We start from the raw sequence: 23308 nt of genomic DNA, 5'->3' as shown, positions 1-23308 counted from the left end.
GCTCGAGTTTGGGGCTTAATGCGAATGGTCGAGGTAGCGTGGGAGCTGGATTCCTTATTGTCCCAGGTCACGGTCTTACATGTCGAGCTGGTCGCTGAAGCTTTTCCAGCAAATCCCAAACTCGAGCGAGTTTGTGACGCTTTGGCTTTGGCCCCTCGGGTTTTTGCGGGCGGGGGCTTTCGGCGCTTGTATGTTGTGAAGCCGGGAGAGGCAGCTCGCATGGCTATTCGCAGCGTAGGAAAGCTGCTGTTTTGTCCAGGGTGCTGAACAAAAATCGCTCATGTATGTGATTTGTTGGCAATGTGCGTTGTATCCCTTGTGGGCGCAGCTGTGTGACCTGGGGAAATGACAGTCGTGTTGCCTGTTCTACCTAGGGTTCGACCATTAAATCACATACATGAGCGATTTTTTGAATAAGCGGGTCGCGGTTGGCTGTTGATTTGCTCAACGTTTGCATGAAATGGTAGTTTCGCGGGGGTGTGTGTAGGCGCGCGGCGGGGGTTTGCATGCTAGAATGGCGAACATGACTAAAAAGGACATGCATAACGAAGCGAATGTGCTGGCGGACAAGCAGCCCGTTGCCGCTTCGGCTTCGAAGAGTCCCGCCGCCGCGGCTATCGCGGCGGCTCCGCAGTTGTTCACGGCGTCTTTTTGGCGATTGCTTGTGGCACTGTCGTTAGTGTTGTCCACTACCTCGTTCATGAACATCTCGGTGTTTCCGTGCTTCGATACGGTCTTCTCTTATGCACGTGATATCTCGGTAACCGCAAATGCGGCAGCTCTCATTGTTCTGGGCTTGCTCGCTACGTTTAAGCCGGCAGCCTTGCATGTGGAAATGCTTAACAGGGGAGGCCTGGCGCTGCTTGCCATGGGCTTTCTCCTTCCCGTGGCGCTTGCTCTTAGCAGCGCGCCGCTTCTTGTGGCATCCTCGTGCGCGTTGGCCGTTGGACGGGCTTGGTGCATTTTGGTTTCAGCTCTTGCGGCGTCGCGTCTGTCGCTTGGGCAGGCAAGCATCTTGGTGACGCTGGCCTTTGTGGCGCAAAGCGTGGCATCGGCGTTCGCATGGTTGCTACCCGTGTGGTTTGGCGTGGTGTTTTTCCTGGTGGCACCTTTTATCGCTTGGGCTTTGACGTGGAAAGACGCGCGGCCTATTCTTCAGGAAACGCAGTATGGCGAAGCGCCGCACGACTTCTCCGTCACGCGCCCGTCGTCGTTTTTGCCGCTGGCCAGCCAGCTGTTCGTGTGCCTGTTTTTGTTCCGCGTGGCGTTCGGTTGCTCGCTGCGCTTTGGCGAGGTGGCTGGCGCGCCGCTGTCGTCGTTTTTCGTGATTCTGCCCGTGGCCATTGCGGCCGTATGGGTGCTGCTGTCGGGCAAAAAATTCCCCACCGACCTGCTGGTTCAAATTTCCGTGCTGTTGATTGTGGCGGGTTTTTTGGCCATGACCATGGATTTGGCTGGCTCGCGCACGGCCACGGTGATGCTGCTGTCGTCGGGCAACACGCTGTTCGATATGGTGGCGTGGCTGGTGCTGATTGCCGTGGCGTCGCGCAACAGCCGCGGCGCAGTGGCGGCGTTCGCGTGGGGCCGTGGCGTCTCTAGCTTGGGCAGCACGCTTGGCGCGGCGGTGGGCGTGCACGCGAACACGCTGGCCGGCATGGGCACGCCCCTGTTCGACCTGTTTGCGGCCCTGCTGATCCTGCTGTTCGTGGGCTACGCGCTTATCGGGCTGAAGAACTTCAGCTTTCGCGAGGTCATCAACGGCGTGACGCCGGTGGAAACGGCTGTGGTGGAAGCGCCGAAGGCCACGTTCGACGAACGCTGCGCCGCGTTGGCCGACGAGTACGGCCTGACGCCGCGCGAGCTTGAGGTGTTCCAGATGCTGGCACGCGGCCGCGACCGCGCGTACATCCAGGAGCAGCTGGTGGTGTCGCGCAACACGGTGAAAGCGCACGTCAAGCACATTTACGCGAAGTTCGACATCCATTCGCACCAAGACCTCATCGACCTGGTGGAGAAGGGGTAGCGCATGAAGCTGGTGGGGCTGATCTCCGATACGCATGGGCGGCTGCCCGAGGCGGCTCTGGGTGCCATGGCGTATTGCGACTATATCATTCACGCGGGCGACATTTGCGACCCCGGCATTTTGCGCGAGCTGCAAATCCTGGCGCCCACCACGGCGGTGCTTGGCAACAACGACTACGACGAGTACGGCAAAAGCGTCACGCGTTTCGCGCACCCGGTCATCGATGGCGTGCGTTTCCTGGTGGCGCATTACCCCAACGACGTGCGCATCGGCTTCAACGGCTCGCGCGCCATCGCGCCGGGCGATCCGCTACCACAGGTGTGCGTGCACGGCCACACGCACATCCCCGAGCTTCTGACCGGCCGCGATGCGTACCCGGCCAGCCTACTCATGTGCCCCGGTAGCGTCAGCCGCCCGCGCGGCGGGTTCCCCGCGTCCGTGGGCTTCGTCGAGTTGGAAGCGGGCCGCATTCGCGCGGCGCGCGTGGAATCGCTGGAAGGCGAAGTGCTGCTGGAAATGGGGAAATAGGGAAAAGGAAAGCGAAGTGCCCGGTCGTGCGACCGGGCACTTTTGCGTGCAGGCGGAATGCCCTGCGTTGGGCTTTGTTGTAGTTGCGGAACGCGTATGCGGAAGCGTCAGCCGCCCGTCGCGCGGTGACGTTCCCTGCTGGCCCCGCTTGCAAATAGCGGGCGCCTTAGTGGCAGCCGCCCGATTTCTTGCAGTTGGCGGGACAGGTACGGCACCCCACCTTCAGCTCGCCATCGGTTCGCTGACGCGTGAGGTACAGCGCGATGGCCGCCACAATGACAACGCCCGCCACCAGGCCTGGCACGCTGAACGCGCTAGCGATACTGCCCGTTGTCAGCGAGCACACCAGATACACCGCCAGCGACACCGCCCATGCGATGCCGCACTGCAAAAGCACCGTCTCAAGCGCCGCACGCGCGCCGCCCTGTTCGCTGCGCACGGTGGCGATGGCCGCCACGCACGGCGTGTACAGCAGCACGAACGCCAGAAACGCCAGCGCCGTCACCGGCGTGAACAGCGTGGTCAAGTCGGCCCCGCCCGTGACCTGGGTCAACGTGGACACCACGCTCTCCTTCGCCATGAAGCCCGTCATGAGCGCCGTGGCCGCGCGCCAGTCGCCGAAGCCCAGCGGCGCGAACAGCGGGGCAATCAGCCCGCCGATGCCCGCAAGCAGGCTGGCGTTCACGTCGTCCACCACGTTCAGGCGCGCGTCGAACGTCTGCAGGAACCAGATGATCACGCACGCGGCCAGCACCACGGTGAACGCCTTCTTCACGAAGCCCTTCGCCTTGTCCCACACCAGGCGCGCCACGCTTTTCGCGGCGGGCAGTCGGTAATTCGGCAGCTCCATCACGAACGGCACAGGCTGACCGCGGAAACGTGCCCGCTTCAGTACCACAGCGAACGCTATGCCCACGATAACGCCGAACGCGTACAGCCCGATCATGACGACCGGCTGCAGTGCACGCGGGAAAAATGCGCCTACGATCAGGGCATATATCGGCAGCTTCGCGCTGCAGCTCATGAACGGCACCAGCATGGTGGTCATCTTGCGGTCGCGTTCGCTCGACAGTGTGCGCGTGGCCATGAACGACGGCACCGAGCAGCCGAAGCCCATGAGCAGCGGCACGATGGAACGCCCAGACAGGCCGATTTTGCGCATGGGGCGGTCCATGACGAACGCCACGCGCGCCATGTAGCCTGAGTCCTCCAGGATGGAAAGGAAGAAGAACAGCGTGACGATGGTGGGCAGAAAACCGATGACCGCGCCCACGCCCGCGCCGATGCCATCGACGAGCAGCCCCTGCGCCACGGGGTTGAGCCCCCACGCCTCGCAGCCGGCCTCCAGCGCATCGAGACATATGTCTACGCCGGCGCTGACCAGGTCGGACAGCGCCGCGCCGATGAAGCTGAATGTCAGCACGAACACGGCGGCCATGATGGCGAAAAAGCATGGGATGCCGGTATAGCGCCCGGTCAGAAGCTTGTCGACCGCTGCGCTGCGCTTGTGCTCGCGGCTTTCCTGCGGGCGCACCACCGTGTTGGCGCACAGGTTCGCCAGGAAGGCGAAGCGCATGTTGGCTAGCGCGGCCTCGGCGTCCATGCCGGCGTCGGCCTGCATGGACGCGGTTAGCTCGCGGATGGACGAGATGGCCGACTCGGGCAGGTCAAGCTTGCGCGCGATAAGCTCGTCGCCTTCCACCATTTTCGTAGCGGCGAAGCGCGTGGGGATTTTCGCTTGGTCAGCGTAGGGTTCGATGATGTGACCCGTGGCGTGGACGCAGCGGTGCACCGCGCCAAGCGGGTCGTGCTCGTGCTCGCTGGCGGGGCAGAAGTCGATGCGGCCGGGCGCCTCGTCGAAGCGCGCCACGTGCAGGGCGTGGTCGACCAGCTCGTCGACGCCTTCGTTTTTTGCCGCGGAAATGGGCACCACGGGGATGCCCAGCTCGGCCTCCAGCTCGTTCACGCGGATGGTGCCGCCGTTGGCCTCCACCTCGTCCATCATGTTGAGCGCCAGCACCATGGGGATGCCCAGTTCCATGATTTGCATGGTCAGGTACAGATTGCGCTCGATGTTTGTGCCGTCGACGATGTTGATGATGCCATCGGGCTTTTCGTTCAGCAGGAAGTCGCGCGTGACGATCTCCTCGTTGGAATACGGCGACAGCGAGTAGACGCCCGGCAGGTCGGTGACGGTTGCCTCGGCGTGCGCGCGGATGGTGCCGTCCTTGCGGTCCACCGTGACGCCGGGGAAGTTGCCGACGTGCTGGTTTGCGCCCGTGAGCTGGTTGAACAGCGTGGTTTTGCCGCAGTTCTGGTTGCCTACCAGCGCGAACGTCAGCGGGCCGGTTTTCGCGGTGGCGCGGCGGGCGTGGGCGCGATACGCCTCTTCGGCCGGGCCGAACTCGCCAAGGCCGGGGTGGGGCACGGGCTCGCAGTGGGCGGCGACGGATGCGGAATCGGTTGCGCTTGCGCTGCCAGCTGCCGGCGCGCGCGTTGCGCCAGGCGCGCCAACGGCGGCGGCGTCTTCGGCTGCGTCGAGCGCCCGCACGCGCACGTTGTTCGCCTCGCTCAGGCGCAGCGTCAGCTCGTAACCGCGCACCGTCACCTGGATGGGGTCGCCCATTGGGGCCGTTTTCTGCAGCGTTACCACCGCGTTGGGCGTAAGGCCCATATCAAGTAAGTGGCGGCGAACTGATCCCTGACCCTCCACGACTTTGACCACGCCGGCCTGGCCGCGCGCAAGTTCGCTCAGCAGCATATTGTTCCCCCCATATCAGCGCGGGAAATTCCGCGCCTCTCGTCTGTGTCTGCACCCATAATAAAGTGTTCTGCTGAGCAATGCGCCCATGGAAGAAAAGTTCACAAAAGGAAACGTTTAAGCGGAGGGTGCGTAGGGTAGCAACTTGGCAGCTAGGTTCGTTGAGGCCTGTTGTAGAGATTGCTGCGAACAAAAAACGCCCGGCGGCGGTTGCCGTCGGGCGTTTGGCGATGCTTGCGGTTGTTCGCTTGCGATTTAGAACTGCTTGAACACCTTGGCGGGCGCGCCGCAGATGGGGCAGTTCTCGGGGGCAGCGGTGCCCTTCTCGATGTAGCCGCAGCCGGGGCACAGGAAGTAGGAGTCGTCGTCGGCGGCGTCGATGTTGTTGTACGCCTGCAGGTACAGCTCGGCGTGCACGGCCTCGGCCAGCTTGGCCTTCGTGAACACCTGCACGGCCTTGGCGTTGCCCTCTTCCTGGGCCTTCGCGATGAAGCCCGGGTACATGTCGGTGGTCTCGAAGATTTCGCCGTTGGCGGAAGCGACCAGGTTCAGGTCGATCTCTTCCAGCTCGGGGGCGTCGGCGACGGGGCGCTCGTAGCCCGGCTCCAGCTCCTCGACCAGGCCGGCCTCCAGGCGGATGTGCACCTGCTCGGCAGCGCTGGTGGCCTCCCACAAACGGCCCAGCTGCTCGTAGCCCTTCTCCTTCGCCAGCTTGGCGCAGGCGGCGTACTTCGCGGAAGCGCCGGTCTCGCCGCAGACGGCGGCCTTCAGGTTCTCAAGCGTGGTGCCAACTTCGCAGGTGGCGCCGGCAACGCGGTGGAAGTTGGAAGAGTTCTCGGCGGTGGGCAGCTCGGTGCGCTTATTCATAATGCATACTCCTTGTCGTCTGAATATGAAGTACATCTCGTCTTTGCTTATTGAGAACGAATCTCAATAAGTGCATAGTACCCGGTCGAACGCGTGACCGCAAGCACCAACAACGCGCAAATGCCCGACTTCGCACAACCGACACAGCGCAAACTACGGCGAACTTTACGGCAGGGCGCGCCGTTCGGGTGGCCTTGAGCGGTGCGGACAGCGTGCACTTTGCTCGAAGATGCAACTTTTCAGCGGCAATTCTCGTCGTGAATGCAACTTTTCACCAAATTTGCGATCGCACTGCGGGGTTTGGGGCAATTGCTTTGTGGCCGCTGCACAACATGCTGTTACGCAATCTGCTGACCTGCGGTTTGTCAATTTGCTAACCGTTTTCGACCCCTGTTTTGTCAATTTGCTAACCGAAAACAGGGTCGATTTCGTCAATTTGCTAACTTGATGACGCGACGTGACGCAGGGCTGTTGGCGTCACCAAGCGACAAGGAACGGTCGTCCGACGGATTCTCCTTGGCGGATGCTAGCCCCGTCCCCGCGTTGCGCCCCCCGTGTCGGCCTCCGTTCGCGCTATCGGCAAGGCAGGGCTCAGTGGCCAGATTTCCGCCTTCGGCCGGGCGCCTCCGCTTGTGGTAGCAAAAGTTACCCTTTGTTCTTCCCTTTGCGGCGTTGCTCGTTTATACTGCCGGGAAGTATCAAATGGTAAACAGTTGGAAATCGTGAACTGTTTACTTCGGGTTAAATGGAAACGAAGGGAATAACATGGGCGAGGAGCAGAAGGGCGGACGCATTGTCCGCTCGGGTCTGGCGCTGACGCTGGCAGGCACGTTGATGGTGCCTTCCACGGCCGCGTTTGCCGCCGACGGTGACGACCAGGCGCAGCAGCCTTCCGCGACATCGGCCGTTGAGCAGGCCATGCAGCAGGCGCAGGCCAACGGCACGGATGCGCAAGGCAACGTCACCATCATCGTGCAGCTTGAGGACGGCGGCTCGCAGGGCGTCAGCCTGTTCAGTCGCATCATGGGAACGGTGAAGCAGTCGCGCCACAGCTACTTCAAGGATCAAATCCGCAGCATGGTCAACGAAGAGCAGGCGCAAGGCATCGCGTTGCTCTCCGCCGAGGACGCCGACGACGCGTCCGGCGACGCGACGCAGGAGCAGCAGCCCGAATTCCAGGAGCTGCAGGACTACTACCACGCCATCGACGGCTTCGCCATCAAGGCGCCGGCGAACCTGCTGGAAACCATCCGCAGCCTGGACGGCGTGAAAAATGCGTTCATCGAGCGCGGCTATGAAGTGCCCGCCGACCAGGGCATTCAAGATGCCCCCATGAACCAGAATGCGCTGAACATGACCGAGGCCGACCAGGTTGACCAGCGTGGCGAAGGCCAGCTGGTGGCCATCATCGACTCGGGCCTTGACGTGAATCACTCCGCGTTCAAAGGAGACCTGAACGACGCCACCGTGGCTGAAACCGAGTCGGGCATCAGCGCGAAGATGACGCAGATGGGCGAGGGCAAGAACGGCCGCTACGTCAGCGAGAAGATACCGTTCGCATACGACTACGCCGACCACGACGCCGATGTGGACCCCGGCTCGCTGTCGGGCATGGATCACGGCACGCACGTGGCGGGCATCGTCGGCGCGAACGCCGGCGAGGTGCGCGGCACGGCCGAGGATGCGCAGATTGCCATGCTGAAGGTCAGCTGCAATTCCGACGGCACCATTTACGACAGCGCGCTTCTGGCCGCGTTCGACGACGCCGTGGTGCTCAAGCCCGATTCCGTGAACGTGTCGCTGGGATCCGACGCGGGCTTCTCCGACGCGGCGGCGTCCACGTACGGCGACGCCATCGAATCGCTGACGGCCACGGGCGCGTCGGTGAACATGGCGGCCGGCAACTCCTACACGTCGGGCTATAAGAACAAGTCGGGCAAGAACAAGCCTTTCGCGTCCGACCCCGACAGCTCCGTGCTGTCCTACCCGTCAGCTTTGCCCGAAACTGTGGCCGTGGCCAGCGTGAACAGCGCCGAGGACTCACCGGCGTTTCAAGCGGCCGATGGCAGCACCATTCCTTACATCGAAGCCAACAACCTGAACTATTATGGTTCGCCAAAGTTCTCCGCGCTGGAGGCCGGTACGTACGAGTACGTGGACGGCGGCGTGGGCAGCACGGCCGACGCCGCTGCGCTGTGGGAGAAATATCCCGACGGCATGGGCCGCAACACCATCGTGCTGGTGAAACGCGGCGCAGACGCCGACGGCAACGACCTCACCTTCGTCGACAAGGTGAACAACCTGTCGGGCCTGTCGCCGTACGCCGTGGTCATCTATGACGATCGCGATGAGCTGCTTACGTCGTTCGCCATCGACAGCTACGACACCACGGCCATCATGATCACGAAGGCTGCTGGCGAAAAGCTGCTGGCTGCCACCGACAAGCGCATCACGAAAGTGGACGGCCTGACCACGGCGCCGGCCACCGCGTATCAGATGAGCGATTTCTCCAGCTGGGGCCCCACCACTGACCTGAGCATCAAGCCCGAGGTCACGGCGCCCGGCGGCAATATCTACTCCACGGTCACGAACAACGACTACGGCTACAAGTCGGGCACGTCCATGGCAACGCCGCAGGTGGCGGGCATATCCGCGCAGGTGCGCCAGTACATCGCCTCCGACAAGAAGTTCGCCAGCTTCGATGCGTCCACGTACAGCGCGCTGGTGTCGCAGCTGCTCATGTCCACGGCCAGCCCCGTTGTCGACCCCATGGTGGACGATGGCCCCGCTACCTATTACAGCCCGCGCTTCCAGGGCGCCGGCCTGGTGAACGCGAAGGCGGCCATCAACACGCCCGCGTACCTGACGAACGAAGAAGCGGCTCAGCAGCGCCCGAAGGGCGAGATGGGCGAGTCGGCCGATGGCACGTGGAGCTTCACGCTGAAGCTGATGAACGTCGGCTCGACGGCGCAGACGTACGCGCTTGACGCCACCGCCATGTCCGAGCAGATCGCGGAAGGTTTGTTCGCGGGCAGCGACTACAACTGGACGGGTCGCGGCATCGACGTGACGTTCGGCGGCGACGCCAAGGACGGCAAGATCACCGTGCAGCCTTACGATGGCAATGACAACGACGGCAGCGCTACGCTGGTGGTCAACGTGCGAGCCACCGACGCGTTTAAGCAGTTCGTAGCCGAAAACGCTGCGAACGGCGCTTACGTGGAAGGCTTCGTGAAGTTGTCTGCCGAAAGCGAAGGCGGCGTCGACCTGTCCGCGCCTTTCCTGGGCTTCTATGGCGATTGGGATGCGCAAAGCGCCATCGACCCGGTGGCGGGCAGCGGCAACGAGCACATCGTGGGCAGCGCCATCATGAACCAGAACACGTCGAAGACGCTGGGCAAAAACCCGCTGGACAGCTATGGTGACGCCGACCCGGCAAAGGCTGTGGTATCTTCGTCGGCGGCAACGAACGCGCCCACGCGCCTGGTGCCGTTCACTATCATGCAACGCAACGCGCGCAGCTTGAGCTACGACTACCTGAACGCCGACAACGCATCGGTGCGCAACTACAGCTACGACTGGATTTCGAAGACCACGTACAACGACAGCGTGGGCACGTACCTGTACGTTGAGGACTACTATATCGATACGGCGAACAAGCCCATCTTCGACGGCTTGGACGCAAACGGCAATCAGCTGCCCGACGGCCAGTACACGCTGCGCCGTACCGCAACGCTGGCAACCGATGACGCCGCGCAGCAAACGCTCGACCAGACGTTCTATTACGATACCGAGAAACCGCAGGTCAGCAATGTGGAGCTGCAGGGCGAAGGCGATGAGCGCACCGTCGCGTTCGACGTGACCGACGGCAGCTGGTTCGCGGGCGTGAACTTCGTGGGGCCCGATGACGACCCGAAGAAGGCCGACGGCAAGTACTACCAGGTGAAGGTGCCCACCAGCCGTTGGGATAACGCCGCGGTGTCCGACCCCGTCGAAAACGCCGACGGCACGCGCACGTGGCACGTGTCCATCCCCGTGTCCGAGATCAGCAGCGGATGGAACGGCTGGAGCGGCCCGGGCCACAGCGGGCTGGCGTTCCCGAACGTGGTGCACATGCGCGCATGGGACTACGGCTCGAACATCAGCGACGATATCGAAGTGGTCGTGAACCCCGTGCCCGCCACGGGCGTGACGCTTTCGACCGACGCGCTGACGCTGGCGCCCGGCCAGGTGGGAAGCCTGTCGGCAACCGTTTCGCCGGCCGACTCCACGCAGACGAAGCTGGTGTGGGAAAGCTCGAATCCCGATGTGGTGAAGGTTGACGCCGATGGCAAGGTGGAAGGCGTGGCCGAAGGCACCGCCGAGGTGACGGTGGCCGTTGCCGACAACCCGGCTATCACCGCGAAGGCGCAGGTGAAGGTTGAGCAGGTGTCCAACACAACGGGCGTCGTGCTGTCGCAGGACACGGCAAAGCTGACGCTTGACGGGTCGCTGCAGGTGAGCGCCCTGGTGGCCGACGATTTCGCAACGGGCGGCGTGACGTGGGAAAGCTCGGACGAGTCCGTGGTGAAGGTGCAGCAGGCCGACGGCAAGCTGCGTCAGGTTTCCAACGCCGTGACGCTTGCGGCTCAGGGGCAAACGGGAGACGCCGACGTTACCGCAACGGTGACGAACGCGGCGGGCGAGAAGAAATCCGCCACCATCCATGTGCGCGCTGAGCAGGCCGATTACGCCGACTTCGTCATTGCCGACGGCGTGCTGACCGGTTATCGCGGCGAATCCACGAACCTGTCCATCCCCAACGACGTCACGTCCATCGCCGACGGCGTGTTCTCGGGGTCGGACATCCAAAGCGTGGTCATCCCAGCAAGCGTGACTGCCATTGGCAACGAGGCGTTCAAGAGCACGCACAGCCTGGGCAAAGTCATGTTCGCCGAGGGCAGCAAGCTTACGAGCATCGGCGACCGCGCGTTCTACGGGACGCAGGCACTTGGCGCCATCGACGTGCCCGAAGGCGTTACCCAGATGGGCGCGCAGGCGTTCGCCGTGTCCACGGTGCAGCGCGTGTCGCTGCCCAGCAGCCTGACGTACCTGGCGGAATCGGCGTTCGAAGACTCCATGTGCCTGTCCGACCTCACCGTTTCCGACAAGCTGACCAGCATCGGCGCTTCGGCGTTCGACGCGTGCTCGGCGTTGAACAAGATCAAGGTTCGCAGCGCCGACGGCTCGGTGCGCGAGGGGCTGCCTGCAAGCCTGGCCACCATCGGCGACAAGGCGTTCAACGGTGCGCGCCTGCAGTCGGTGAAGCTACCGGCCAGCGTGCGCATCATCGGCGCGAACGCGTTTGCCAGCAACGCCAGCCTGAAAACGCTTGAGCTCAACGACGGCCTTGAGTCCATCGGCGCCGCCGCGTTCGATGGTACGAATGCCGCTGCGGTGACTATCCCCGACACGGTGACGCGCGTGGGCGCGGGCGCGTTTGCGAACATGAAGCAGCTCAACGAGGTGACCGTGGGCAAGCAGGTGCCGGACGGCGCGCTCATCAGCGCATTCGTGGGCGACGCGGCGCTGCTGGAGTTCAAGGTTGCCGAAGGCGTGGCGAACTACTCGGCGCTTGACGGCGTGCTGCTGAACAAGGATGCAACGCAGCTGGTGGCCTTCCCGGCGGGTAAGAAGCTGCCGGGCGGCACGTACACGGTGCCCGCTTCCGTTCGCCAGGTGGCCGACAACGCATTCAACGGTGCGCAGGCGACGAAGGTCAACGTGCCCGACGGTCTGACCAGCATCGGCGCCTCGGCGTTTGCCAACGCAACGTTGACGTCGATGGTGCTGCCTGACGGCTTCACCACTATGGGCGAAGGTGCGTTTGCCGGTTGCTCGGCGATGACGTACATCAACATCGGCGGTGCGACGGAGATCCCCGCCAAGGCGTTCTCGAAGTGCGTGAGCTTGGAGACGGTGAACCTGCGCTGCGACTTGAACAAGCTGACGAAGATCGGCGCGCTGGCGTTCTCGGACGAGGAAACCACTGGCTCGGACGACGACTCCAGCACTGACGGCAAGGACACGGCATCCTACAACGGCGCCATCAAGGCCGTTATCCTGCCCGATTCCGTGACCGAAGTGGGCGCGAACGCGTTCAAGAACCTCACGGGCATGACGGCGGCGCATATCGGCGCGGGCATCGCCAGCGGCGGCGCGGAGCTGTTCGCGGGCGCTTCGTCGCTTGAAACGCTGACGGTTTCGGGCGAAAACCCGGTGTACTCGGCGCTGGACAACGTGCTGTACGCGCAGATGGACGACGGGCTGCACCTGGTCAAGAGCGCTGCGGCCAGCAAGACGGAGAACGTGGCCGTGCAAAGCGGCACCGTATCCATCGACCGCGAGGCGTTCCGCTCGAACCGCGTCATCAAGTCCGTAGTCATTCCCGAGGGCGTGAGGTCCATCGAGTGGGGCGCGTTCAACACGTGTGACAACCTGGCAAGCGTCACGTTCCCCGATAGCCTGCAGTACGTGGCTGACACGGCGTTTAACTGGGATTTGAACCTGAACTTCGTGGAGTTCGGCACGAACATCAAGCAGATGGGCAACCCGAAAAGCAATATCGGCGCCTCGGCGTTCTCGGGGCATCTGCCCACGCATTTGATTGTGCGCGGCGGCGACGGCGGACAGTACGTGTCCAGCTCGAAGCAGGACGACAGCATCATGCAGTCCGCATACTTCGGTCCTGGCATGACGAAGATCAGCTTTAGCGCATCGGAAACGTGCCCGAAGATTTTGGTGGTGCCTGCTGATCTGGAAAGCCTTGAGTTCGGCTGGAACATCGGCGGTTACGCCAGCGACGTGCGCATCTATGCGCCGGCGGGGTCGCAGGGCTACGATGTGGCGAAGGCGGCCATGCAGGGTACGTATGGCTCGCTTGACCCTGAGCATCAGCTGCTTGCGTACACGCCGCTTTCCGTGTCGCTTGCCGCGGCGGGCGCGGTGGAGCCGGGCCAGGTGACGCCGGTTACGGCCACGGCGCAGGGCGGCGTCAACGGGGCGAAAGAGTTCCGCTTCGTGGAGGTTTCGCCGTCTGGCCAGGAGAACGTGCTGGCCGATTGGTCTACCGCCGACACGCTGAACTGGGCCGTTCCCACCGATGGCTCCACCATTCGCGCCGACGTGCGCGACGCCACGTGGCTGACGGAGTCTTCAACGCTGCTGGGTGTTCAGCCGAAGGTGACGCTCGACAAGTCCGGTGTGGTAGTGGTTGGCGAAGGCCAAAACGCGCCGGTGCTGAACGCGACGGTGAGCGCGCCTGATGGGGCGGCGGTAACGTACCAGTGGTTCTGCGATGGGGCGGCCATCGAGGGCGCAACGGGTGCATCGTATGCGCCGGGCGCGGGCGACCATGCGTACCACGTGGTGGCGCGCGTGACCGTCGACGGCGTAAGCGTGAACGTGGCAAGTGCTGCGGTGACCGTGAAGACGGTGGCCGGGCTTGCGGCAGTTGACACGCAGGCGTTGTCCGATGCGGTGGCGGCGGCCGAGAAGCTCAACCGCGGCGACTACACGGCCGAAACGTGGGCGCCGTTCGCGAAGGCGTTGACCGCGGCCCGTGCGCAGCTGGTGAATCCTGAAAGTCAGGCGGCCGTCAATGGGGCGCTTGAGGCGTTGGTTGCCGCGCAGGGCGCGCTTGCGGAAGCGAACGTGGACACGGCTGCGCTGCAAGATGCCATTGTGGCAGCGGACAAGCTTGTCGAATCCGATTACACGGCGGATTCGTGGAAGGCGTTCTCGGCAGCGCTTGCCACGGCGAAGAACGTGCTGGCCAATCCCACTACGCAGCAGGCGGCCGACGATGCGTTGCACGCGCTGACTGATGCGCAAGCCGCGCTGGTGAAGGTTGCGCCGGCGCCCGACCCGAATCCCGATCCGGAACCGACGCCGAAGCCTGATCCCGCTCCCGATCCGGAACCGACGCCGAAGCCTGATCCCGACCCGAATCCGCAGCCTGGCGACGTTGATGTTGCCGGTTTGCAGCAGGCGGTTGAACAGGCGAAGCAGCTGAACGAGGCTGATTACACGGCGGATTCATGGAAGCTGTTCTCCGAAGCGCTGGCGGCGGCCGAGCGGCAGCTGGCCAACCCGACAAGCAGCGCCGACGTGAGCGCTGCGCTTGATGCGCTGACCAAGGCACAGGCTGGGCTGGTGAAGGTTGCTGCTGGAACGCCGGGCGATAAGGCCCCGACGGGCGAAACGCCTGCTAACGGTACGCCAGGTGCAAACAACGGTGCCGGTGGCAATGCCGGCGGTAGCGCGTCGGCCACATCGAGCCCGGCAGGCGGCACGTTGTCGCAGACCGGCGATGCGGCTCCGGTTGCTCCACTGGTGGCAACGGGCGTCTTCGGCGCCGTAGCGGCAGCGATCGCAGCGTTCTTCGCGCGCCGCAAAAATCGCGAGTAACCACGTGTTTGAAAGAAGGGGAGGCTCCTGTCTCCCCTTCTTTTGCAGGGCTTGATGCCAGCTGCGACACCGAACAGCCATGCAGCCAAAACTCGTAGGGAAGAGCGAAAGCTCTTCCCCAAATAGAAAGCGCCGAAGGCGCACCACCAATTTCCAAACAACGCGCGGCAGTTTCAGCACATTTGCTAGTTACGGAGAATTTGTAACAAAAGTTACCCACGGTTCTTCCCTTATTTGTGGACTTAGGTATACTTCTAACGTTTAGTACACCTGAGATAACAGTTCGAAAAAACCAACTGTTTGCCTGAGATAAATCGACACTCCGAACTGGTGGTTTGCAATCGCGTTTGGTCGTCGTTGGAAGATGAAAGGAACAGCGGAATGAAACAGGAAATGAGATACAGCGTTGTTCGTCGCGGAACTTCGCTGGTGCTGGCGGCCACGCTGGCCACGGGCATGGTGCCGGCAATCGCCCTGGCGCAAGATGCCGGCAACGACGGCGCAACCCCCGTGGCGCTCTCTGGCGAGGGCCAGCAGAAGCAGTACGATCTGGAGGTTGGCAAGGCATATACGGTCAACGTTGCATACGATGCCGAGGGTTCTATGGCCGCCATGGTCAAGCAAATGATCGGCAAGTATTTCGGCAACCAGGTCGACATCGTCGCGCAAGCGGACGGCACGTACAACGTGGTGGTAGGCTTCGCCGAATACAGCGCCGCAATCGGCGACATGACCGTCAATGGGAACAAGATTTCCCAGTCTGCGGACCATACGTATACGTTCAACGTTTCCTCGCTTGATGACGTCATCAAGGCGAACATCGTCATCGGCGGCGCCATGGCGGGCATGTTCCCGGCAGGTATCGACTACACCATGACGCTCGACACCTCCACGCTTCCCATCAAAGAAGCCGATGCGGCTTACGAAACCGGTTTCAAGCTGTTCTTCAAGGGCGAAGATGCCACGTCCAAGTATGGTGGCAGCTTCCAGGACAAGGTGAAGGTGACTCCGGCCAAAAACGGCTACACCGTCGAGCTGACGGCGAATTCGCTGGGCGCGGGCAACACGCTTGGAGACATCACGTTTGCGGGCGTGAAGGTGCCGAAGGTGGTGCACGAGGACGGCTCGGCCACGTATTCACTGCCGCTACCTGGAGTTGACGGCACGTACAACATCACGTTCGGCTACACACTAAAAGCGGGCCCCACGGGTTTGATGACGAATTTGCACCCGTTCCAGCTGGTCATCGGCGATGCGACGCCAAAACCTTCTTCCGTTGATAGGACGGGCCTGACGTCTAAAATCGTGGTTGCCGAGAAGGCACTTGCCGCGGGCGGGAAGACCGACGGCGCGAACGCGGCGCTGCAGAAGGCCATCGACGACGCTTACGTTGCCGTCGACTCGGCCAACGCAACGGACGACAGCATTGCTAATGCCATTACGGCTTTGAGCGCATCTGTGGAGGCGTTCAACAACCCCGGAGGCACCAAGCCCAAGCCTGGTCAGGACGAGCAGCAGGTTGACAAGACCGCACTGAACGTTGCCATTGCGAAGGCGAAGGCCATCGAGCGGGGCAACAAGACCGACAAGGCGTTCGCTGCGCTGCAGGAGGCCATTGCCATCGCCGAGAAGGCTGCTGCCAACGACAAGATTCCTCAGGCGGGCGTGAACGCGGCAACCGAGCAGCTGAATGCGGCCATTGAAGCGTTCGACAACTCCGCCGATAAGCCCTCTAGTTCGAAGGCTGATTTCAAGCTTGAACAGGGCAAGGAGTACACCGTGCCTGCCAAGCTGGTGAAGGCCGATGGCTCGGACTCCATGGCTGCCCAGTATTTCGAGCAGAACGCCACGGTGGTGTGGGACGGCGCTCATTATAAGGTGCGCTTCGGTATTACCGCTGCCGGCGCTGAGTACATCAAGGGCGTTTCGCATGCTGGCGCCGATGCAACCAGCCTGGGCAACAACCAGTATGAAGTGACGGTCGACTCGCTGGCAGAGGCAATCGAGCTGACCTTCGGCCTGAGCACGCCGGTGGGCGATATGCAGCAGACGGCATACCTGAGCATGGACACCACCAGCCTGCCCACCACCAGCGGCGAGCCGATCAAGCCGAGCAACCCGAACGATAACGCGGGCAACAACGGTGGCAACAACTCCGGCACTACCACCACCGACCCCGCTGGCCAGAAGGCTGAGCAGGGCTTCCAGGTTGGCCACACCTATCAAGTGCCCGTTTCTTGGCTGAAGCAGAACAGCTCCGAGACGTCCATGGCCGCGAAGTACTTCGGCGACACCGCGCTGGTCCGCCCGCAGTCCGACGGCACGTTCAAGGTGAGCTTCTCGGCCACCAGCGAAGGCGCTAGCCACATCATCTCGCTGGCGTACAACGGCTCCACGCTGGCGAAAAGCGGCAACCAGTACACCGTTTCCATTCCGAAGGCCGACTCCGACACGGTGGTGCCCATCAGCATGACCATCAAGGAGATGGAGCAGCTTGGCGGCGGCGCGCAGGTTGCCGACATGCACCTGAAGCTGTCGCAGGCCAAGGACCTGGGCACGGGTCAGGACTCCGTGGTGGCTTCTAGCAGCACCACCATGGCGCAGACCGGTGACGTCGCTGCCGGTGTTGCGGGCGCTGCTGCGGTTGCGGCCCTGGTGGCCGGCGGCGTTGCCGTGGCGTCCCGTCGCCGCAGCAAGCGGCAGTAGCAGCCGGTCGCCCTTGCGTGCCGGCATTCGCCTTGCAGCATTTCGCGAACTCGGGCGGGGCTGATGCGGCGCAAAGCAAGGGCGGCTGCCGTGCGTGACGACGCTTGGGGCGCTTGCTGGCATGCCGGGCGCTGGCTCGCAAACTCGATTGCCACGCTTGCGCGTTATTGATTTCGGGGCGTGCGTTTGCCTCGTTGCCTGCGGGGGCAGCCCCTTTGCGGGCGAAGCGAAAGGCCGGCCTCGCAGTGCGGGGCCGGCCTGTTCGCCGTTTAATAAGTGGAATCGTTTTCCCTGTTCAGAAGGAGAAATCCATGACGAAGCGAATGGTTCGCAGCACGTTGGCCACCGTGTGCGCGGTGGTGGTGGCGCTTGCTGTTTCGGCGGTGGCCCACGTTGGCGTGGCGCATGCCGCCACGTCGGCCGTGTACACGGCGGCGACCGTGCCGTCGTACAGCAACCCGGTTACGGGAAGTATCGAAGACTCCGCAGGTCAGAGCAACATTGCGCTGGCCGAATCCATGACCACGGGCTGCACGTACCCGGCGGCGCTCGTGGAAACCGACACTGCGGGCAACACGTTCGTGACGCTGCGCTTCAAGCTGGCCGACCAGATGGGCGCCATGGCGTTCTGGGCCGACAACGCCGGCGACGGCGCGTTTGCCGAGGTGGAGGCCACGCAGATGCAGACGTCCGCCGTGGGCGACACCGCGGTGGCCGACTGGCGCTTCCAGGTGCCCAGCAAGACGTCGAACATCCGCGTCAGCATGTACGTGAACCCCATGAGCCGCGCCGTTGTCTATTTCGTGCAGCTGGCGGACCTGGCGGAGGGCAACACGGACGCGCTGCCGTTCGTCGAGAGCATCGTGCCTGGTGAGGAAGCCGCTGAGCCGGCGCCGGCGGCCCAGAGCGAAACCGTGCCTGCCGCTGACGCCGCCGCAACCGCAACAAGCGAAGCTGCTCCGAGCGCCGATTCCGCAGCGAATTCCGGCGTGAAGGAGTACAACGCCGATGGCCAGGAAACCACCGAAGGCAGCCAGTCCGCCCCGCTTGATGGCGCCACCACCGGCGCTGTTGTGGCGGGCATCGTGGTGGTAGTTGTTATCGCCGGCGTGATCGCATACTTCGCGTATCTCAAGCCCAAGCGCGCTAAGCAAGCCGCCGCGGCCGCCGCAGCAGCCGCCGCCGCGAAGCCGAAGGGCAAGTAGCGTGCGCAGCGAACAGCAAGGCGGGGGGCGGCAGGGCGCTTGCGTTTCCCCGATGGGCGCTCCTTTGCCGCCATCGCCTGAAGGTGCGGCGAGCTCAGCTGGCAAAAAACCTGCTCAACGGCAGCTTTCTGCAGCACTCGCACAGGCTTCCGCCAATGCTTGGCAGCCACGCGCTTGCCGCGCGATGACGCGTCGTCGCTTCGTCGGCGGCCTGGCGGTGGCCGCGCTGTCGGCGGCGGCGCTGCCGCTTGCCGGCTGCGTCGACCAGCATCCATATCGCAATGCCGACGGCACCGAGCAGCAGCGGCTCATCGCCACATCGCCCGCCGTGGCCACCATCTGCGACAAGCTGGACCTTGACCTGGTGGGCGTGTGCAGCTCCTCGCGCGACATGCCCGAGCGCTACGCGCAGCTTCCCCAGGTGGGAAGCCCCATGTCGCCCGATTTGGAAGTGGTGAAGTCGCTGCATCCCAGCTGCGTCATCGGCCCGAATTCGCTCATCGACGACCTGCGCCCGGAGTACGCCGGCATTGCGGTGGCGTGCATGTTTTTGGATCTGCGCAGCGTCGAGGGCATGTACGCCAGCATCTCGGCCATGGGCGCGAAGTTCGACCGTCGCGAACAGGCGGCGGCGCTTGTGTCGGAATATGATGCGTTCATGGCCGATTATCGCGCCAGCATCGACGGCAAGCCGCAGCCGAGCGTGCTGGTGCTCATGGGCCTGCCCGGCAGCTACATTGTGGCCACCGAGAACAGCTACGCCGGCAGCTTGGTGGCGCTTGCGGGCGGGCAAAACGTGTATGCCGGTTCCGACCAGGAGTTCCTGAATGTGAACACCGAAGACATGCAGGCGCGCGACCCCGACATCATCCTGCGTACGGCGCACGCGCTGCCAGACCAGGTCATGGCCATGTTCGCCGACGAATTCGCCACGAACGACGTGTGGAAGCACTTCCGCGCGGTGAAGGAAGGGCGCGTGTACGACCTGCCGTACGACCAGTTCGGCATGAGTGCCACGTTCAATTACCCCGATGCGTTGCAGACGCTGCAACCCATGCTGTACGGCGAGGAAGGCTAAGCTATGGTAGGTACTGGAAGGAAAATAGCCGCGTTCGTGGTGACGGCGTTGGCGCTTGTGGCGCTGTTCTTCGTTGCCGTGAACACGGGCAGCTTGCAGGTAAGCCCAGAACAGCTGGTCAGCGGCCTGTTCGTCGAATACGACGACACGGTTGCCACCATCTACGACCTGCGTTTCCCGCGCATCTTCATTGCCATGGTGGGCGGCGCGGCGCTGGCGGTTTCGGGCACGCTTCTGCAGGCGGTCATCCGCAACCCGCTGGCCGATCCGGGCATCATCGGCGTGTCAAGCGGCGCAAGCCTGGCGGCTGTGCTGGTGACGGCATTCGCGCCGGCGCTGTTTTACTTCACGCCGCTGTTCGCGTTCGCGGGCGGCATGGTGGCGTTCGGCCTGGTGTACAGCCTGTCGTGGCGTGGCGGGCTTTCGCCGCTGCGCGTCATTTTGGTGGGCGTGGCCGTCAGCGCCATGTTCTCGGGCATTTCCAGCGCGTTCAGCTCGGGCACGGGCGGAACGCTGTCGGGCGTGGCCAGCATCGTGAACGCGAACATCACCATGAAAACGTGGAGCGATCTGGAAACGCTTGCGGGTTACGCGGCCGTGGGGCTGATCGTTGCGCTGCTGGTGACGAAGCGCTGCGACCTGCTTTCGCTTGAGGATAAAACGGCGCGCAGCTTAGGCCTGGACGTGAACAAAAATCGCATCTTTATCAGCGCCGTTGCCGTGCTGCTGGCGTCCATTTCCACGGCCATCATCGGCCCCATCAGCTTTTTGGGCCTGATCGTGCCGCACATCGCGCGCTTGCTGGTGGGCACGTCGCACAAGTGGCTGGTGCCTTACAGCATGCTGCTTGGCGCGTTCTGCCTGCTTCTGGCCGACACGCTCGGCCGCACCATTGCGGCTCCGTATGAGATTAGCGCCGCCGTCATCATGTCGGTGGTAGGCGGCCCGGCGTTCATCCTGCTGCTCCGAAAGGCGCGTGGTACCTATGGCGAATAACGAAAACGAGCAGCTGACCGCCGCGCCTTCGGCCGGTGTGGCTGATGAGATGGAGGGGAAGGCCGGCGCTAGCTTGACGGATTCGGTGCCCGCTGCCCCCGTCTTCACTGTAAACGGGCTGCAATTCGCTTACGACCACGGGCGCGTGCCCATATTCGATGGCCTGGACCTGACCATTCCCGAGGGGCAAATCACCACGCTCATCGGGGCAAACGGCTCGGGTAAGTCCACGCTGTTCAATCTGCTGACGAAAAACCTCAAGCCCACGGGCGGCAGCATCCACCTGCGCGGCGGCGACGTGTCCGCGCTGCGCCTGCGCGATTTCGCGCGGCTGGTGGCCATCGTGCACCAGAAGAACTCCGCGCCGGGCGACCTGGCGGTGGAGAAGCTGGTGGGCTACGGGCGCTTCCCGTACCACGGCGTGGGCAGCGCGGCAAGCACCGAGGAAGACGAGCGCATGGTGGCCTGGGCGCTTGAGGTGACGGGCCTGACCGAGTACGCGCGCCGGCCGGTGTCTGCGCTGTCGGGCGGGCAGGCGCAGCGCGTGTGGATTGCCATGGCGCTTGCGCAGGGCTCGGACGTGCTGTTGCTCGACGAGCCCACCACGTACCTGGACATCCGCTATCAGCTGGACATCCTGCACCTAGTCAAACGCCTGAACAGCGAATTCGGCATGACGGTGACCATGGTGCTGCACGACGTGAACCAAGCGCTGCGCTACAGCGACAACCTGGTGGCGCTGGCCGGCGGACGCATCGTCGCGCAAGGCGCGCCTGACAGCATCATCACGCCCAACCTGCTCGAGCAAGTCTACGGCGTGCGCCTAGGCGTCACCACCATCGAAGGCAAGCCCTTCGTGCTGGCGGTGTAGAAGCGCGCTTCGCGGCGGACTCCCAGAGCAGCTCCCCCCGCATCGCGAAGGCAAGCCCTTCGTCCTGGCAGTATAGGAGCGCGCTTCGCGTATGGGTGGGTAGCTTCTGCGCGGGTGGGTTGCGCGTTTGGCGCAGGATTTCGAACTTTCCGAATGCGAAAACGGGGCTGAGGCCTCGTTTTCGTTGTGCTTGGACAAGATTTTGAACTTTCCGAATCTGTTCGCGCTCGAATAGGCTCGGAAAGTTCAAAATCCTGCACCAAATGTCGGCCAGGGCGAATGATAAGCTCGGAAAGTTCGATTTCTTGCACCAACCATCCGCTCGGGTGAAAGTTGGGCTCGGAAAGTTCGAAATCCTGCATTCCGGCTCATTTCGCTTCCGCCATACGGTCGTTACTGCGGCGTTGCGCAGACATCCCGGAATCATACCGGTGTTGATTTCGGGCGGCAGCGGGAGTACTGCGTTCCGCAGCCGTTCTTATACGTCAAAACCGTGCCAGGCGAGCAGGTCCTTCCGCATCGCTTGCTGCTTGTGCGCCCATGAAGCTTGTGGGCGGAACTTGCGGCCCATCTTTTTCGCGATGGCGCGTGCGATGCCATCCATGCCATGCTCGCTAAGCGCCTGTTGCGCGGTAATTTCGAACACGGAATAGCCTCGTTCCTCGAGGGCCGTCTGCCGATGTGCGTCTGCGTTGATGCGTTCAGCGCCGGTATGGAACTGGGTGCTTTGATATTCGGCGCAAATTTTGTGCTCGGGCCAGCAAATATCAGCAACTACGTACGATTTCCCCGATGTTGCCCTGCCGTTTTTCGACAAGTTGATCCTGTAGTTCATCTGCGGTTTTGTCAGACCGAATCCTCCGTATGCGCAAGGAAGCGTCAGCGAAATCGCTGCGATGGTTTCCATGGGTGATGCCGAGTGCGCGCAAACGAATCGGAGTGCAAGCTGCGCTTTCTTGCCGCCTTTTGTCCAGGGGCCGCAGTCCGCGAGCTGCTGGAACGAGGTCGGCGTGCCGAATGAGTCGCGCTGGCGAAAACCGCGCTCAGCGCCGTTGGAAAGTCGATAATCCCCGCACAGCTCAAAGCCAAGGCAAACGAGCTCAACAAGCGAAAGCGACGGCGCCATTTGCTGAAACAGGAAATGCGGCGACGCGACGTAGCGGTCGCTATCGATGCGCGTTAAGGCTCGGCGCGGGAGCACCGGGGGTGGAACATGGCATCGGACAAGATTGCTTCGACATCGCGCCCTTTCGTCAGCCACTAGCAGGTGGACGGGCTTTTCGGCATCTTGCGGCATGTCGGCAAGAAGCGCCTCCGCCTCATTGCGAGAGGGCTTTGCGTGAGCGATCGCGCGCGCAATTTCGGGTTGGCGTGCGGGTTGGCGCATCCCGGCCTCGGGGTTGTCGAATAATCCCGTACGATAAAGTTGGAGCGCCGATATGTGGGTGATTACGGTGGTCATGGGCTGCATCATAGCATGCGAAATATCCCTTTGAACTGGAAAAATGCTGGTGCAAGACCTGGGTAAGATTCCGGTGTGTGCTCAAGGTGCAAACCGGTAAGGTTCCGCGTGCTTTTGCTGGACAAGCTAACGAAATTGGCGAAATGGCGGGCAATCGAGCGATTTTCGGGCGTCGATGATGCGCTGTCGCGCACAGCCAGGGGACCGGGGCGAAAACCTTCCGGATGGGCTAGAGATGATGGTTTTTGGACGCGAATCCGTATCAGCGTTTCCTGGGGGGTGGAACCGGCGAATCTTGGTGATGCTGCGGCGGCGGAGGGTGAAGAGCAGGCGCGAAAGCGGAGATGAAAGCACAGGGGGCGA

At 62.9% G+C, this 23308-nt stretch carries 11 protein-coding genes; 8 read left to right on the top strand and 3 right to left on the bottom strand.

Going from position 1 to position 23308, the window contains the following annotated elements; genetic code table 11:
• Positions 1–523 precede the first annotated feature (523 nt).
• Together ET524_RS03540 and ET524_RS03535 are read left to right on the top strand one after the other, a co-directional pair.
• Entirely contained in the window at positions 524–2023 is a 1500-nt protein-coding gene (locus tag ET524_RS03540) for a helix-turn-helix transcriptional regulator (RefSeq protein WP_161566595.1), read from the top strand.
• 3 nt (positions 2024–2026) lie between these two features.
• Positions 2027–2551, top strand: coding sequence for a metallophosphoesterase family protein (locus ET524_RS03535; RefSeq protein ID WP_129423367.1), 525 nt, complete (start codon positions 2027–2029; stop codon positions 2549–2551).
• Between the two features lie 166 nt (positions 2552–2717).
• Here the strand turns inward: ET524_RS03535 and feoB are convergent, their stop codons facing one another.
• Entirely contained in the window at positions 2718–5312 is a 2595-nt protein-coding gene (gene feoB, locus ET524_RS03530; protein WP_129423366.1) for a ferrous iron transport protein B, read from the bottom strand.
• Between the two features lie 255 nt (positions 5313–5567).
• Complete coding sequence (gene ngr, locus ET524_RS03525; RefSeq protein ID WP_129423365.1) at positions 5568–6179, bottom strand: nigerythrin; 612 nt, start codon at positions 6177–6179, stop codon at positions 5568–5570.
• A gap of 765 nt (positions 6180–6944) precedes the next feature.
• On the opposite strand from ngr, the gene ET524_RS03520 reads away from it, so the two are divergent.
• The 6 genes from ET524_RS03520 to ET524_RS03495 all read left to right on the top strand — a co-directional run bounded on the left by ET524_RS03520 (position 6945) and on the right by ET524_RS03495 (position 21483).
• Positions 6945–14627, top strand: coding sequence for a leucine-rich repeat protein (locus tag ET524_RS03520; protein WP_129423364.1), 7683 nt, complete (start codon positions 6945–6947; stop codon positions 14625–14627).
• Positions 14628–15008: 381 nt separating this feature from the next.
• The gene (locus tag ET524_RS03515) at positions 15009–17333 is read left to right on the top strand and encodes a hypothetical protein (protein ID WP_129423363.1); all 2325 of its coding nucleotides are present in this window, start codon (positions 15009–15011) and stop codon (positions 17331–17333) included.
• Positions 17334–17644: 311 nt separating this feature from the next.
• The gene (locus tag ET524_RS03510; protein WP_129423362.1) at positions 17645–18538 is read left to right on the top strand and encodes a heme-binding Shp domain-containing protein; all 894 of its coding nucleotides are present in this window, start codon (positions 17645–17647) and stop codon (positions 18536–18538) included.
• A gap of 184 nt (positions 18539–18722) precedes the next feature.
• Complete coding sequence (isdE, locus tag ET524_RS03505) at positions 18723–19616, top strand: heme ABC transporter substrate-binding protein IsdE (RefSeq protein ID WP_129423361.1); 894 nt, start codon at positions 18723–18725, stop codon at positions 19614–19616.
• 3 nt (positions 19617–19619) lie between these two features.
• Complete coding sequence (locus ET524_RS03500) at positions 19620–20612, top strand: FecCD family ABC transporter permease (protein ID WP_129423360.1); 993 nt, start codon at positions 19620–19622, stop codon at positions 20610–20612.
• Positions 20602–21483: an ABC transporter ATP-binding protein gene (locus ET524_RS03495; protein WP_129423359.1), complete on the top strand. Its 882-nt coding sequence runs from the start codon at positions 20602–20604 to the stop codon at positions 21481–21483. The genes ET524_RS03500 and ET524_RS03495 overlap by 11 nt, the downstream gene beginning before the upstream one ends.
• A 478-nt stretch (positions 21484–21961) precedes the next feature.
• Here ET524_RS03495 and ET524_RS03490 read toward each other — a convergent pair whose 3' ends face one another.
• A complete protein-coding gene (locus ET524_RS03490) occupies positions 21962–22945 on the bottom strand; it encodes a hypothetical protein (RefSeq protein WP_236648243.1) in 984 nt (327 codons plus the stop codon).
• Between the last annotated feature and the right edge of the window lie 363 nt (positions 22946–23308).

This window comes from Senegalimassilia faecalis, from assembly GCF_004135645.1.
In the GTDB taxonomy this organism is placed as follows: Bacteria; Actinomycetota; Coriobacteriia; order Coriobacteriales; family Eggerthellaceae; genus Senegalimassilia; species Senegalimassilia faecalis.
This window is presented reverse-complemented; position numbering and strand designations above follow the sequence as displayed.

What these genes read in the sequence shown, in the direction of transcription:
- ET524_RS03500 (WP_129423360.1), top strand. Translation starts at nt 19,620, where the DNA reads ATGGTAGGTACTGGAAGGAAAATAGCCGCGTTCGTGGTGACGGCGTTG.
- ET524_RS03510 (WP_129423362.1), top strand. Translation starts at nt 17,645, where the DNA reads ATGACGAAGCGAATGGTTCGCAGCACGTTGGCCACCGTGTGCGCGGTG.
- feoB (WP_129423366.1), bottom strand. Translation starts at nt 5,312, where the DNA reads ATGCTGCTGAGCGAACTTGCGCGCGGCCAGGCCGGCGTGGTCAAAGTC.
- ngr (WP_129423365.1), bottom strand. Translation starts at nt 6,179, where the DNA reads ATGAATAAGCGCACCGAGCTGCCCACCGCCGAGAACTCTTCCAACTTC.
- ET524_RS03520 (WP_129423364.1), top strand. Translation starts at nt 6,945, where the DNA reads ATGGGCGAGGAGCAGAAGGGCGGACGCATTGTCCGCTCGGGTCTGGCG.
- ET524_RS03535 (WP_129423367.1), top strand. Translation starts at nt 2,027, where the DNA reads ATGAAGCTGGTGGGGCTGATCTCCGATACGCATGGGCGGCTGCCCGAG.
- ET524_RS03495 (WP_129423359.1), top strand. Translation starts at nt 20,602, where the DNA reads ATGGCGAATAACGAAAACGAGCAGCTGACCGCCGCGCCTTCGGCCGGT.
- ET524_RS03540 (WP_161566595.1), top strand. Translation starts at nt 524, where the DNA reads ATGACTAAAAAGGACATGCATAACGAAGCGAATGTGCTGGCGGACAAG.
- ET524_RS03490 (WP_236648243.1), bottom strand. Translation starts at nt 22,945, where the DNA reads ATGACCACCGTAATCACCCACATATCGGCGCTCCAACTTTATCGTACG.
- isdE (WP_129423361.1), top strand. Translation starts at nt 18,723, where the DNA reads ATGACGCGTCGTCGCTTCGTCGGCGGCCTGGCGGTGGCCGCGCTGTCG.
- ET524_RS03515 (WP_129423363.1), top strand. Translation starts at nt 15,009, where the DNA reads ATGAAACAGGAAATGAGATACAGCGTTGTTCGTCGCGGAACTTCGCTG.